This window comes from Streptomyces sp. NPDC048419, from assembly GCF_043200415.1.
Lineage (GTDB): Bacteria > Actinomycetota > Actinomycetes > Streptomycetales > Streptomycetaceae > Streptomyces.
Map to the genome: position 1 here is coordinate 327,299 of NZ_JBICXT010000002.1, position 13,536 is coordinate 340,834.

A 13,536-nucleotide genomic window follows, 5' to 3' on the forward strand; every position below is an offset into this window, starting at 1 on the left:
GCGTCCGGTGTGCGCCGGCCGGGTGCCCGGTGTGTCCGTCATGGCTGCCAGGTCACCCGGTGTCTCGACCAGTGGTCCCATGTCGACATCACGGCCTCCCAGCCGTCCGGGAACTTCACGAGCGTGCCCAGCTGGACGGGCTCCGCCGAGGGGTAGTCGTCCAGCAGGTCGCTCACGCCCGCCCGGCAGACCACGATGCAGGCGTGCCGGTGGCGGGAGGCGAGGACGCACAGACGGCCCGTCTCCAGGTGGAAGGCGGTGGCGTCCGGGCGGCCGGAGAGCGGGTGGAGGACGACCGTCACGTCGTACTCGCGGCCCTGGAGGCGGTTCGCGGTGTCGACCGTGACCTCCGTGACGCCCAGCTCCGCGAGCGCCGCGCGGACCGCCGCCGCCTGGTCGCGGTGGGCGGTGCCGACGGCGACGCGGTCGGGGGTCAGCGGCACGGGCTCCTCGGGGGCGCGCTCCGACGTCGCCGCGCCGCCACGGTCCAGCAGCCGCCGTACGATCGCCGCCACCGCGCCCACCGCCTCCGGGTCGGTGCGCGGGGTGTGCCGAGCGGGCAGCTCCAGCAGGCCCCAGCCGGACGCGGCGGCCTCGTCGATCACCCGGTCGGGGCCCGAGCCGTCGGACGGGACGGCGAACGAGAGGGAGCGGTCGCCGTGGTCCGTGCCGCTGCGGAAGGGCGTGTACGGGTAGAAGGCGTCGGAGACCAGGGGGGCCGCGGAGGCGGGCAGACGCCAGGACACCGGCAGGCGGTGCTGCGGAAGGTCGGGATTGTGGGCCAGCAGAGTGGTGACCGCGGAGGCCGAGGGGTCGTACGACAGGCCCGCCCACTGCTCGCTGCCCACGATCGAGAACGGGTCGAGCTGGCCCGGGTCGCCCACGAACAGCGCCCGCTCGAAGAGACCGGCCACGGTGAGCAGCGCGTCCGAGCGCATCTGGTACGCCTCGTCGACGATCGCGTGCCGCCAGGGCTCGTCGACCTTCACATGTGCCCACTTCGCGGCCGTGGAGACGACGACCGGGAGACCGGTCAGCTCCGCCGCCTTCGCCGACGTGCGGACGTGCGGCAGGTCGTCGAGCGCCTTGTCGTACGCGTCGGCGTCGCTGCTGTGCAGCCGGCCGACCGGCAGCCCGGGGCTCTTCTCCGCGAGCCGCAGCACCAGGTCGTCCACCTGTGCGTTCGTCTGGGCGACGATCATCAACGGGCGGCCCGCGTCGGCCAGTTCGAGCGCCGCGCGGACGACCAGCGTGGACTTGCCGGCGCCGGGCGGGGAGTCCACGACCACACCGCGGTGGGTGCCGTACAGGGTGTCGCGGAGGATCGCGTCGGTGGCCTCGGCGGCCGCGGCGCCCGGGTCGAGAACGGTGGTCACAGAACGTCCTCCGCGGTCACGGGATCGGCGGTCTCATGGACGGCCTCGCCCGGCGGCCCGCCGTGGGTCCACGGCGTCTGCTCCGGGTCGGGCAGCTTCGGGCCGCCCCGCTGCTCGTGCTCGAACGTCGTGAAGCAGAGCACGTCGCCCTTCTCCGGCACCGAGCCCGCCTCGGGCACCTTGCCGCGGCCCATCTTGTCGACGATGCGCAGCACGAGCAGATCGTCCGCCTCCCGGCCGGCGAACTCCGCCGCCTGCGGCTTGCCGCCCAGCGAGCGGTACACCTTGGCCCGCTCGCCCAGGTGCGGGCGGTCCTCCGTCCGTACGGTGACCAGCGGGCGGGGGCGGGGCTGCTTGCCCTCGCTGTACGCCATCACCACGTCCGTGACCTCACCGGTGAACGCCTCACCGGACAGCCGCCGCCCCGCCATCACCAGCGGGTCGTCGAGCGCCTCCTGCGCCTCCAGCCGGGCCTGCTCCCGCTCACGCGAGGCCAGCTTGTTCGCCGCCGTGACCGCGTCGTCCCGGCGCGGCTGCGGGGGCTCGCCCGCGACGACCCGGTCGCGGTGGGAGGTGAACGACCAGCGGTCGCGCGTCCACCGCTCCTCGACATGCGCGCCGTCAGGCAGCGCCCGCAGCAGGTCCAGGCCGCGCCAGACCTTCTCCCAGGTGGGCAGGGTGCACTTGAGGACCAGCTCGCGGATGTCCCGCTCGGCGGCGGTGAGTTCACCCAGCCGGTCGTCCGCCTCCAGACCGTCCTCGGCGGCGGCGAGGGCGGTACGCGCGCGGTCGTAGCGCTCGATCGCGGGGGCGAGCAGCTTGTTGTCGAAGGCCGGGTCGGTGGCCGGTCCGGCGGGCGGGCACTCCAGCTGGCCCTTCGCGTCCCGGGCGAGCTCGGCCGCGAGAGCCGCCTCCGCTCCGGATGCGCCCTCGGGCGGGTCGATCCAGGCGAGCAGGGCGCCGAGGTGCTGGTCCTCCAGACTGGACTGCCCCGTCGCCCAGTGCCGGGCCAGGACGTCCGTGGTCGCCAGCAGCAGCGAGGAGCCGGGCACACGCGCGCGCTCCCCGAAGTGCGTCAGCCAGCGGCCGAGAAGCGGCACGCGCGGGGGCGCCGGATACGGGGTCTCCGGGTCCTGCTCCGCCGTGCGCCTGAAGCGCATGGAGCGGCCGAGGAGCCGTACGAAATCGACGCCCGCGCGGCTCGGCACGATCAACTGCGGGGCGTCCGCGCACAGTTCGACCTCGACCTTGACCCGCTTGCCGGTCTCCGGATCGGTGTCGGTGCGTTCCGCGGCCTCCACCTCGCCGGCGAACCCCTCCAGATACGGCAGGACGATGTCGGCCAGCTCGGCCAGGAACGCGAACCGGAGGTCGCGGTCACGCGGCTGCGGTACGGCCAGCAGCCGCGGGGCCTCCCGGTCGGTGCCCACGAGTGCGCCGAGCGGGGCGCCGGCCTCGCCGGCGGTGGTGAGCGGCACGAAGACCAGAGGGCGCTCGGACAGGTGCCGGTGCCGGACGGTGGCGGCCGGCCGGGCGCGCCCGGTGCTGACCGCTTCGAGGCGGGCGAGGGTGGTGATCAGCGACACGGGGCGGCCTCCTCGCCGGGGACGACCGCCGGATGCCGGGCGGCCGCCAGGGCCTCCTCGCGCAGCCGCGCCGCCCGCCGCAGCGCCGCCACCGCCGGATCGTCCGGGTCTCCGCTCGCGCCGCGCGCCGCCGAAAGGACCTCCTCGACTCTCGTCAGGCCGCCCAGTTCGGCGCGGACCGGGCGGCCCAGGGAGGTCACGGCCCCTTCCGCGCGTGCGCGGCCGCGGCAGTGGAAGGCCAGTTCGCAGGCGGACAGGCACTCGGGCGCGTACGCCGCCGGGACCGACTCGACGGCGGCCGTCAGCTCCGCCGTCGGCAGCTCGGGGGAGAAGCACGTGCCCTCGGGGAGCGTGTCGGCGATGTCCTCGATGCGGGTCAGACGGGCCAGCTGCCGGCCGGTGACGGCGCGCTGCTTGCGCACGTCGACCGCCGAGGCGGTGGGCAGGTTGGAGAAGTCCTTGGGACAGACCAGCAGAATCCGGTGCCGCACCCCGGCGGCCGGGTCGAGCCGGGCGGCCACCTGCTCCAGGGCCAGTACGTAGACCGCCGCCTGGCGCGCGGCCGCGCCCACCTTCGACGCGTCCGCCGAACCGTCCAGCATCGGGAAGGACTTGATCTCGACGACCGTCCAGCTGCCGTCAGGGTGCACCACCACGGCGTCCGGCTCCAGGAACGCGGGGGAGCCGGCCACCTCGAGCGCGAGCATCGGGTGGTCCAGCAGGGTCCAGGTGCCCGGGGCCGCGGTGGCCTCGCGCAGCGCCAGGGCCGTACGGGCCGCACGTCCCTCGGGGCCGGTCGCCGCGAGGTCGGGCACCTGCGCCCCGGCGGGCGGCTGCGCGCGCGGGTCGAGCCTCTCGTGCACCAGGCGCAGCAGCTCGGCGCCGCCGTCCGCCTTGACCTTCGCCTCGAACGCGTTGCCCCGTGTGAACGCGAACTGCGACTGGCCGAAGGCCGACGGGGAGCCCAGCCTGCTCGCCACCACCGCCTTGTCCACCCCGGCGCCGTCCAGGATCGCGCGCCGCTCGCAGCCCGGGTTCGCGGCGAGCGCCGCGAGGGCTCGGGCGTCCAGCGCCTTGGGGGGTACCTCGGGTCCGCGCAGCTCAGCGAGCCGCTGCCGGAGCGCCTTCCCCCGCGTCCGTGGGAGAGGCACTCGGCCCGGCTCCGGATCCGTCCCGGGACTCGCGCTGCCGTGGAAATCGCTCACCTGCGGAAGTCTGGCATCCGCCACTGACAATTGAGGAGCCTGCGCCGCCGGAGTGCCCTGCGGCGGACGGGAGCTGCGCCCGCAGCCGGTCCGCGCCCCGCATCACGTGCGGCGCGAGGAACAGGCCGAGACCCATCACGGCGACGCCCGCGACCGCGTCGAGGAAGTAGTGGTTCGCGGTGCCCATGACCACGATCGTGGTCAGCAGCGGGTAGGCGACGGCGGCGACCTTCGTCGCGGGCGTCCTGCCGTAGCGCCAGAGCATTACGCCGCACCACAGCGCCCAGCCCACGTGCAGGCTCGGCATGGCCGCGTACTGGTTCGTCATGCCCCCGAGGCCCTTCGGGGCGCTGGCCGCACCGCCCCACCAGCCGTACGAGCTGTACTGGGCCATCGTGTCCACGAACCCGTGACCCGCCGAGAGCAGGCGCGGCGGGCAGGTCGGCAGCAGCGTGAAGCCGATCAGGCCGATGAAGGTGGACGTCATCAGCCAGGTGCGGGCGGCGCGGTAGTGCACGGCGCGCGACCGGAACAGCCAGATCAGGATGGCCGGCGTGATCAGGTAGTGCAGCGACGCGTACCAGAAGTCGGCCGGCACACCGAGCCACGTCTCGCGCGTGAAGAGGCGGTTGAGCGGGTGCTCGGCGTTGAGGTGCAGGAACTTCTCGATGCGCAGGATCGCCAGGCCGTGGTCGACGGCGCCGGCGGTGTCGCCGCGGGCGAGGAGCCGGCCTGCCGAGTAACACCCGTACACCAGGAGGATCAGCGGCACCTCGGTCCACCAGCGCAGGCGCGTTCGTGGGGCTGCTGCCTCGATGCCCGGTGTCGTCTCGGTCCTCGGCATCCGATCGCCTCCCCCTTCGTTCTCGCGCGGCGCCCGCCGGCCGGTCGGGTCGTGCCACTTTACGGCGTACGTGCGGGCCCCGGTCGAGCGCCCCCGGCCCTCAAAGACGCAGAGATCGCCCGTCGGGTTGCCCCAGGCAGACCACGGTCCAGGGTGCGCGATGATGGAGAGGTTCCGCCTGTTGTTTGTTACGGAAGGTCCCTCTCCCCATGGCACCGCGCATCCTGCTGGCCCGGCACGGACAGACCGAGTGGTCACTGTCCGGAAAGCACACCGGGAGGACCGACGTGCCGCTGCTGGAGGAGGGCCGGCGGGGCGCCAAGCTGCTCGGCGAGCGGCTGCACCGGGCGCCCTTCGACGGGCTTCTGGACGTCGAGGTGCGGACCAGCCCGCTGCTGCGCGCGCGTGAGACGTGCGAGCTGGCCGGGTTCGGCGAGCGGGCAGCCGTGTGGGACACGCTCATGGAGTGGGACTACGGCGCGTACGAGGGCAAGACGCCTGAGGACATCCAGGCCCTGCGGCCGGGCTGGCTGATCTGGCGGGACGGCGTCCCCGGGGGCGAGTCGCTCGCCGAGGTGACCGCCCGGGCCGACGAGGTGGTGGCCTGGGCGCGCTCCGCCGACCGGGACGTGCTGGTCTTCGCCCACGGGCACATACTGCGGTCGATCGGGGCGCGCTGGCTGGGCCTGCCGATCGACTTCGCCGCACGGATCCGGCTGAACCCGACATCGCTCTCGGCGCTGGGATGGGCCTACGGGGAGCCGGCGGTCGAAAGCTGGAACGACCTGGGGCACCTCGCGGGCTAGGGTCTGTCGCGAGAGTCCCGTCGTCCGCCCGAAGGGCGGGCCCGGCGGCGTTCGGTGCGTGCTCTCGGCGTGCCGGGTGCGGGGCCTCGTACTGGATGTACTCGGGTCTGTGCCCGGTGCGGCGAGAGTGCGTGCCGGGCGTCGCGGGGCAGGCGGGACTCTCGCAAGAGGCCCTGGCCGCCCCGCCGGTCGCGGCTCACGCTGTGCGCGGTAGTGACGAGTGCCGCTCCAGGAAGCCCGAGACGCCCGACGCGCGCCGGTGCGGCAGCAGTACGCGTGCCGTCCCCGCCAGCATCGTCTGGATCCGGGACGACTGGACCTGGTCGAGCAGGTCCAGTACCCGCATCCCCGCCGCCGCGGCCTCGTCCGGGCGGCCGCCGCGTGCGAGGTCGTCGGCCAGTTCCGCCGTGTACAGGGCGATGTTGCGGGTGAAGTGCGGGTCCTGGAGCTGTGCCGCACGGCGCGCGTGGCGGGCGGCGCGCGTCCAGTCGCCGAGCGTCGACCAGCACTGCGCCTCCAGGCCCTCCAGTTCGGCCTCCCCGTAGAAGCTCATCCACTCGGGGTCGGCGTCCGAGCGGCCTCGCTCGTAGAGGGTCTGCGCGCGGACGAGTGCCTGTTCGCAGCCGGTGCGGTCGGCGAGGCCCGCCCAGCCGCCCGCCTCGCGCAGAGCGAGTAGCGACATCAGGCGCGCCGAGCCGAGCGGGCGCCCGACGCGTTGCGCGGCCTGTGCTGCCCGCACCGCCTCGCGCGGGCGCCCGGCGTCGCGCGCGAGGAACGCGGTGTTGCAGAAGGCGTGCGCCTCCAGGCCGTCGTCGCCGGTCATCCGGGCGGTCGCGAGCGCCTCCGCGTAGTGCGAGCGTGCGTCGTCGAAGCGGCCCGAGTCGTGTGCCAGCCAGCCGACGGAGATGGCGAGTTCACCGGCGCCCGAGTGCAGCCGGTCGGCGGTCGCCTGCCGGGTCGCGCCGGCGTCCAGCAGTGCGTAGGCGGCGCGCAGGGGCGTCGACGCACGCCGGTAGAGCCCGTCCGCGCCGTGCCGGTCGTCGAGCAGCCTGATTCTGCGTACGGCCTCTTCGACCGCGCACACATCGCTCGTCCCGGGGCGGCGGGCGGGTCGATCCGCTGCCGCCGCGTCGAAGGCGAGCCCCATCTGTCCCATCGAGGCGGCGGCCATCGTGGCGCCACCACCGGTCATGAATGCGCGACGTAGCACGTCGCTCTCCTCGTAGGTTTCGTGAAGCGCATGGATCTCGTGATGCCCGAACGGGTCGTGTGTGTTCTGCGGGTCCTGCGTCTCATACGGCTCGTGGCCCCCGTGCGCCTCACCGGGGACCTGCGCCCGGCGTCCGCGGACGGACGCGCGCGGCGCGAAGCCCAGGTCGGTGAGCGCTCGGCCGGGGAACATGTGCAGGAACACCCGTTCGTATGCGTAGTTGGGGCAGCGGATCTCACCCGCCTCGACCCGGCCGACGTAGCGCGCGTCGCAGCTGACCCGCTCGCCGATCTCGCGCGCGGCCCGGCGTACCGCCGCGGCGAACTCGGCCGGGGAGCGCTGTCCGCGCAGTTCCCGGAAGACGAGGTTCGGCCGCGGTGGCCGTGTGGGCATGGGCTGAGACGAGGTCACCTTTGACGACGTCATGGTCGGGTCCTCTCGTGCGAACCGTCGAACCATGCCGGATTCAGGGTGAGTTGTCCGTGTAGCTTCCCCGCTCCCGGCGGGCATGAACGTACCGGCTGTGCCGGACCCGCCACGCAGGGTTTGGCTACAAACCGGATATCTCATACCGGATCTGCCATGAAGTGCCATCCTTTGTGGCTGACTTGCGCCGTAGCCGTTGACGCGGCGCCGCGTTGAACCCTGCGGACCGGGAGCCGCCCGACTCCCGACCCGCTTCGTTCAAGGAGGGGTTCCGTGGTGGAAGCCGGGATGGAGACCAGCCGGAGCGTCGTTCCCCGCATGCCGGTGACCGTGGGCCGTGCCCCGACGGCGGAGTGCGGCGCGCCACCCGGCAGCGGCAGTCCGTGCGACCTGGTCACCGTGGACTCACGGCAGGGCCTGGAGGCGGTCGACATCCTGCGGCGCGGCGCGGGCGACGCGGTCGGTCCCGTGCTGCACGACGACGGCGGCCACACCCTGGGGTTCGTGGTGCCGCCCGGTACCGCCGCCGCCTGGGACCTGCCGGGCAGCACCTGCACGGAGACCGACGGGCGCGGTCTGCGCCTGGACCCCGAACCGCCGGTGGAGGGCTCCGACTGGCTGCTGCCGCCCGGCGAGGCCGACCTCGCGACCGACCCCGCGGTGCTGCGCGCCGCGCTGGGCGAGGCGGCCCGCATCATCGAGGCCGCGGACAGCTGCCGCTGACCGCACCCCGCGCAGGCGTGAGCGTCGGGGGCCGCCGATAATGGCGCCATGGGAAGGTCCAAGAACCCCGACCGCCCGCGCGGCGGCGTGGAAGCCGTCGTCGAGACCGTCGACGGCGGGCTCGCCGAACTCCTGCCGGACCGGGACCGGGCACGGGCCTGGACGCTGCTGATCGACGGGGCGCCGCAGTCCTACGTCGACCTGGACGACCCCACGTACCTCTCCTTCGAGTACCAGCGCAGGCTTGGGCACGTCATCGACCTCGTCGCGCCGGCCGGGAAGCCCGTGCACGCCGTGCACCTCGGCGGGGGTGCCTTCACCCTCGCCCGCTATGTCGCAGCCACCCGCCCCCGCGCCACCCAGCAGGTCGTCGAGCGGGACGCGGCGCTGGTCCAACTGGTCCGCCGGGAACTGCCGTTGGACACAAACGCGCGGATCCGGGTGCGCGCCGTCGACGCCCGCGAAGGGCTCGCCAAGGTGCTCGACGGCTGGGCCGACCTCGTCATCGCCGATGTGTTCAGCGGCGCCCGCACACCCGCCCACCTCACCTCGACCGAGTTCCTCGACGAGGTCCGCCGGGTGCTGAAGGCGGGCGGCTGCTACGCCGCCAACCTCGCCGACGGGCCGCCGCTCGCCCATCTGCGCCGCCAGATCGCCACCGCTGCCGCCCGTTTCACCGAGATCGCGCTGATCGCCGACCCGGCCGTGCTGCGCGGCAAGCGCTTCGGCAACGCGGTCCTCGCCGCCTCCGACGCGCCCCTGCCGATCGCCGAACTCACCCGGCGCGCCGCCTCCGACCCGCACCCGGGCCGGGTCGAACACGGCCGCGCACTGATGGACTTCACCGGCGGGGCGGCCGCGGTGACGGACAGCGCGGCGACCGCGTCACCGGCGCCGCCGCCCTCGGTGTTCCGCTAGCGGGAGCGGACGCCGGTCAGTAGTTGCCGATCTCGACGTGCGGCGGCCCGTCGTGCCAGGTGCAGAAGACCGACACCCGGTCCGCCCCCGAGCTGAACTCCACCCGGATCCACGACTCCGTCTTCCACACCTGCATCGACCAGCCCGCGCCCGGCGTCGCCGACACCAGCGTCGCGTCCGCCGTGCCGAGCGAGAACACCGCCCGTCCGCCGTCCGTGTCGTAGGCCTTGACCTGGCCGGACACGGCGGGCGTGGGGGTCGGGTTCGGTGTCGGCTTCACCGACGGCGTGGGAGTGGCAGAAGGCTTGGCCGACGTCCTCGCCGACTTCGTCGGCGACGGGGAGGGGTGCCTCGTCGAGGACGCCAGCGGCTTCGACTCCTGCGTGGTCGCGTCGGCCGCCGTGATCGGCAGGGCGCGCGGCGGGTCGTACGCCGTGCCCGCCATCACCGTGTGCACGCCCCACCACGACAGCGTGACCGCCGCGCCCGTGGCGAGCGACCAAGCCAGTACGTGTACGAGTCCTCTGCGCATCGCGGGCCATACTGCCTCACGCGTCCCACCAGTGTCCCGCCCGTGTCCACAAGAGCGGAGTTGTCCACAGGTCCAGACCCCGTTCCGCCGCATGGCGTACGGTGCGGCGCATGGCAAGTGTGCTCGTGGTCGAGGACGACCAGTTCGTGCGCTCGGCGCTGATCAGGCACCTGACCGACGCCGCGCACACCGTGCGCAGTGTCGGGACGGCGCTGGAGGCGCTGCGCGAGGTCGCCCATTTCTCCTTCGACGTCGTCATCCTCGACCTCGGACTGCCCGACCTGGACGGGTCCGAGGCGCTGAAGATGCTGCGCGGCATCACCGACGTGCCGGTGATCATCGCCACCGCGCGAGACGACGAGACGGAGATCGTCCGCCTGCTGAACGCGGGCGCGGACGACTATCTGACCAAGCCCTTCTCGGTCGAGCACCTGTCCGCGCGGATGGCCGCGGTCCTGCGCCGGGCCCGCTCCGCCCCCGCGGACACCCCGCCGTCCGCGGTGCTCAGCGTCGGCGGCCTCACCGTCGACCCCCTGCGACGCCAGGCCGAGCTGGACGGCGCCCGCCTCGACCTCACCCGCCGCGAGTTCGACCTGCTCGCCTTCCTGGCCGGACGCCCCGGCGTGGTCGTCCCGCGCAAGGAACTGCTCGCCGAGGTCTGGCAGCAGTCGTACGGCGACGACCAGACCATCGACGTCCATCTGTCCTGGCTGCGGCGGAAGTTGGGGGAGACCGCGGCCCGGCCGCGCTATCTGCACACGCTGCGCGGGGTCGGCGTGAAGCTGGAGCCGCCCGGTGGGGAGCCGCCGCGATGAGATGGGCACTGGTCAAGGTCTGTCTGGCGGTCACCGCCATGGTCGTGGTCGCCTTCGCGGTGCCGCTCGGGCTCGTCATCAAGGAGATGGCCCGCGACCGGGCGTTCTCCAACGCCGAGCGGGAGGCGGCCGCGGTCGCCCCGGCGCTGTCCATCACCACCGAGCGCGACCAGCTGGAGCGGGTCGTGGCCTCCGCGGGCTCGGACTCCGGCATGGCCGTGCACATACCGGCCGCCGCCGGACAGACGGCCGTCGACATCGGCCGGCAGCGCGCCGCCGCCAAGGACATCGCGACCGTTCGCAAGTTGGGCCGCGCCTCCACCACCGAGGTCTCCGGCGGATCCACGCTGCTGCAGCCGGTCGCGCTGAGCACCGGCGCCATCGCCGTCGTCGAGGTCTACGTCCCCGAGTCCGAGGTGAGCAACGGCGTGGGGACGGCTTGGGCGGTGCTCGCCGGAGTCGGCGTCGCGCTGATCGTCGGCTCGGTCGCGGTCGCCGACCGCCTCGGCATACGGATGGTGCAACCCGCCCAGCGACTGGTCGAGGGCGCGCACGAGCTGGGGGAGGGAAAGCTGGGGGCCAGGGTGCCCGAGGAGGGGCCGAACGAACTGCGCCTCGCCGCCGTCGCGTTCAACTCCATGGCCGACCAGGTCGTTCAACTCCTGGCGAACGAACGCGAGTTGGCAGCGGATCTGTCCCACCGCCTGCGCACCCCGCTGACCGTGCTGCGACTGAACGCCGCCTCCCTGGGCGAGGGGCCCGCCGCCGACCAGACCCGGGCCGCCGTCGCCCAGCTGGAGCGTGAGGTCGACACCATCATCCGCACCGCCCGCGACGCCAAGCCGCAGACCGCGGCGGCCGGGCCCGGCGCCGGGTGCGACGCGGCCGAGGTGGTCCGCGAGCGGATGGCGTTCTGGTCGGCGCTCGCGGAGGACGAGGGCCGCAAGTGGCGGGTGGCCGGCGCCGACCGGCCGGTGCGCATACCCGTGGCCCGGTCCGACCTCGCCGCAGCGCTCGACGCCCTGCTCGGCAATGTCTTCCGGCACACCGCCGAGGGCACGGCCTTCGCGGTCGACCTGCACAACGGTGAGGACGCGGTGATCGTGCTCGTCTCGGACGCGGGCGCGGGCATACCCGACCCCGAGGCGGCGATGGCACGTGGCCGCGGTTCGGGCAGCGACGGGTCCACGGGCCTCGGGCTGGACATCGTGCGCCGGCTGGCGGAGTCGACGGGCGGTGACGTACGGCTCGGTTCGTCGGTGCTCGGCGGGACCGAGGTGCGCATCTGGATCCAGCTGGACGGGCGGGTGCGGACGCCCGGCGGGCGCGGGCACAGACTGGTGCGCAGACGGCGGAAGGCGTTCGCCAGGTGACCCGCCGTAGCCGGATTGGTCTCGACCTTTAACCGTCTCCGATGCCTTCCTTAAGCGCACCCTAAGATCCTCAACCCTCGTCCGGATCAGGCACTTTGCCCGATTCCGGATCGCTAGCGTGCTGCCGCACCCCCACCCGTAACAGCGAAGGCAGGCACGCGATGAGGACCCACCGGCGCAAGGTCAGCGGCAGAAACAAGGCGATAGGCGGGCTGGTCGCCGCGGCCGTCGTGGGCGGTGGTGCCCTCGCGCTGACGGGCACCGCGCAGGCGGCCGGCGTGGGTGCCGCGTACACCAAGACCAGCGACTGGTCGACGGGCTACACCGCGCAGTACGTCGTCACCAACAACACCACCAGCACCGAGAAGAACTGGAAGCTGGAGTTCGACCTGCCCACCGGCGCCAAGCTGAGCTCGCTCTGGAACGCCGAGTCGAGCGTGAGCGGACAGCACGTCACCGTGACGCCGCCCAAGTGGGACACCGACGGCCTCGCGCCCGGCAAGTCCGTCACCGTCGGCTTCGTCGTCAACGGCAGCGCCGACCCGAAGAGTTGTCTCATCGACGGCGCCAACTGCTCCGCCGACGACGGTGCCACGCCCGAGCCGAGCGGCCGCCCGACCGGGTCCGCGACACCGACGCCGACCGCCACCCCCACGCCGACCAAGACGGCCACCCCCACCTCGACGCCCACACCCACCCCCTCGCAGAGCTCGGGCACCGGCACCAAGGCGAGCGCCGGCTTCGCGCCGTACGTCGACACCTCGCTCTACCCGGCGTTCGACCTCGTCGCGAGCGCCGAGGCGACCGGCGTGAAGAACTACAACCTCGCCTTCATCACCGACGGCGGCGGCTGCACGCCCAAGTGGGGCGGTGTCACCGACCTCGGCAGCGACGGCGTCGCCTCGCAGATCGGCGCGCTGCGCGCCAAGGGCGGCGACGTCCGCGTCTCCTTCGGCGGCGCGTCCGGCTCCGAACTGGCGACGACGTGCTCCTCGGCGGACGCGCTGGCGGCGGCGTACGGCAAGGCCGTGGACCAGTTCAAGCTGACCAAGGTCGACTTCGACATCGAGGGCGGCGCGCTGCCCAACACCACGGCGAACACCAACCGGGCGAAGGCCATCGCCAAGCTCGAGCAGCAGCACCCGGGCCTGGACGTCTCCTTCACCCTCCCGGTCATGCCCGAGGGCCTCACCCAGGACGGCGTGAACCTGCTGTCCAACGCCAAGTCCAACGGCGTGAAGATCTCCGCGGTCAACATCATGGCGATGGACTACGGCGCCTCGTACAGCGGCGACATGGGCACCTATGCCGAGCAGGCGGCCACCGCCACCCAGGCGCAGGTCAAGAGCGTGCTCGGGCTGTCCGACTCGGACGCCTGGAAGACGGTCGCGGTCACCCCGATGCTCGGTGTCAACGACGTCTCCTCGGAGATCTTCAAGGTCGACGACGCCACGCAGCTGGTGAACTTCGCCAAGTCCAAGGGCCTCGGCTGGCTCTCCATGTGGTCGGCCACCCGTGACAAGCAGTGCGACGGCGGCTCCAAGCCCACCGCGGACGCCACCTGCAGCTCGATCGTGCAGGACAAGTTCGCCTTCTCGAAGGCCTTCGGCGCCTTCAACTGACCTCCGCGCAACGGGGGCTGATGCGTCCCGGCCGGCTCTCCCCCCACCCGGCCGGGGCGCATTTCCGTGTGTCCCTCGCGCCCGCTGACGCCGCGGCCCG

At 73.4% G+C, this 13,536-nt stretch carries 12 protein-coding genes; 6 read left to right on the plus strand and 6 right to left on the minus strand.

Annotated features, from left to right (window positions below):
* Nucleotides 1–38: 38 nt before the first annotated feature.
* Genes ACGFYN_RS05485 through ACGFYN_RS05500 form a run of 4 tightly spaced genes read right to left on the minus strand, consistent with a single transcriptional unit; the run spans nucleotide 39 to nucleotide 5,011 of the window.
* Nucleotides 39–1,376: an AAA domain-containing protein gene (locus tag ACGFYN_RS05485; RefSeq protein WP_393864432.1), complete on the minus strand. Its 1,338-nt coding sequence runs from the start codon at nucleotides 1,374–1,376 to the stop codon at nucleotides 39–41.
* Nucleotides 1,373–2,962: a hypothetical protein gene (locus tag ACGFYN_RS05490; protein ID WP_393864433.1), complete on the minus strand. Its 1,590-nt coding sequence runs from the start codon at nucleotides 2,960–2,962 to the stop codon at nucleotides 1,373–1,375. The genes ACGFYN_RS05485 and ACGFYN_RS05490 overlap by 4 nt, the downstream gene beginning before the upstream one ends.
* A complete protein-coding gene (locus ACGFYN_RS05495) occupies nucleotides 2,953–4,113 on the minus strand; it encodes a hypothetical protein (protein ID WP_393864434.1) in 1,161 nt (386 codons plus the stop codon). The genes ACGFYN_RS05490 and ACGFYN_RS05495 overlap by 10 nt, the downstream gene beginning before the upstream one ends.
* Nucleotides 4,064–5,011: a phosphatase PAP2 family protein gene (locus tag ACGFYN_RS05500; RefSeq protein WP_393864435.1), complete on the minus strand. Its 948-nt coding sequence runs from the start codon at nucleotides 5,009–5,011 to the stop codon at nucleotides 4,064–4,066. The genes ACGFYN_RS05495 and ACGFYN_RS05500 overlap by 50 nt, the downstream gene beginning before the upstream one ends.
* 209 nt (nucleotides 5,012–5,220) lie before the next feature.
* Here ACGFYN_RS05500 and ACGFYN_RS05505 point away from each other — a divergent pair, with 209 nt between their 5' ends.
* Entirely contained in the window at nucleotides 5,221–5,817 is a 597-nt protein-coding gene (locus tag ACGFYN_RS05505; protein WP_393864436.1) for a histidine phosphatase family protein, read from the plus strand.
* Between the two features lie 196 nt (nucleotides 5,818–6,013).
* Here ACGFYN_RS05505 and ACGFYN_RS05510 read toward each other — a convergent pair whose 3' ends face one another.
* Entirely contained in the window at nucleotides 6,014–7,453 is a 1,440-nt protein-coding gene (locus ACGFYN_RS05510; RefSeq protein WP_393864437.1) for a hypothetical protein, read from the minus strand.
* A gap of 288 nt (nucleotides 7,454–7,741) precedes the next feature.
* Here ACGFYN_RS05510 and ACGFYN_RS05515 point away from each other — a divergent pair, with 288 nt between their 5' ends.
* Together ACGFYN_RS05515 and ACGFYN_RS05520 are read left to right on the plus strand one after the other, a co-directional pair.
* Complete coding sequence (locus ACGFYN_RS05515; protein ID WP_393864861.1) at nucleotides 7,742–8,176, plus strand: hypothetical protein; 435 nt, start codon at nucleotides 7,742–7,744, stop codon at nucleotides 8,174–8,176.
* 48 nt (nucleotides 8,177–8,224) lie between these two features.
* Entirely contained in the window at nucleotides 8,225–9,094 is an 870-nt protein-coding gene (locus tag ACGFYN_RS05520; protein WP_393864438.1) for a spermidine synthase, read from the plus strand.
* Between the two features lie 16 nt (nucleotides 9,095–9,110).
* Here ACGFYN_RS05520 and ACGFYN_RS05525 read toward each other — a convergent pair whose 3' ends face one another.
* Nucleotides 9,111–9,626, minus strand: a complete 516-nt coding sequence (locus tag ACGFYN_RS05525) for a hypothetical protein (protein ID WP_393864439.1) — start codon at nucleotides 9,624–9,626, stop codon at nucleotides 9,111–9,113.
* Nucleotides 9,627–9,736: 110 nt separating this feature from the next.
* Here ACGFYN_RS05525 and ACGFYN_RS05530 point away from each other — a divergent pair, with 110 nt between their 5' ends.
* The 3 genes from ACGFYN_RS05530 to ACGFYN_RS05540 all read left to right on the plus strand — a co-directional run bounded on the left by ACGFYN_RS05530 (nucleotide 9,737) and on the right by ACGFYN_RS05540 (nucleotide 13,436).
* Nucleotides 9,737–10,441: a response regulator transcription factor gene (locus ACGFYN_RS05530; protein ID WP_393864440.1), complete on the plus strand. Its 705-nt coding sequence runs from the start codon at nucleotides 9,737–9,739 to the stop codon at nucleotides 10,439–10,441.
* Entirely contained in the window at nucleotides 10,438–11,814 is a 1,377-nt protein-coding gene (locus ACGFYN_RS05535) for a sensor histidine kinase (protein WP_393864441.1), read from the plus strand. Before ACGFYN_RS05530 ends, ACGFYN_RS05535 begins: the two co-directional genes overlap by 4 nt.
* A 161-nt stretch (nucleotides 11,815–11,975) precedes the next feature.
* The gene (locus ACGFYN_RS05540; RefSeq protein WP_393864442.1) at nucleotides 11,976–13,436 is read left to right on the plus strand and encodes a cellulose binding domain-containing protein; all 1,461 of its coding nucleotides are present in this window, start codon (nucleotides 11,976–11,978) and stop codon (nucleotides 13,434–13,436) included.
* Nucleotides 13,437–13,536: the final 100 nt, after the last annotated feature.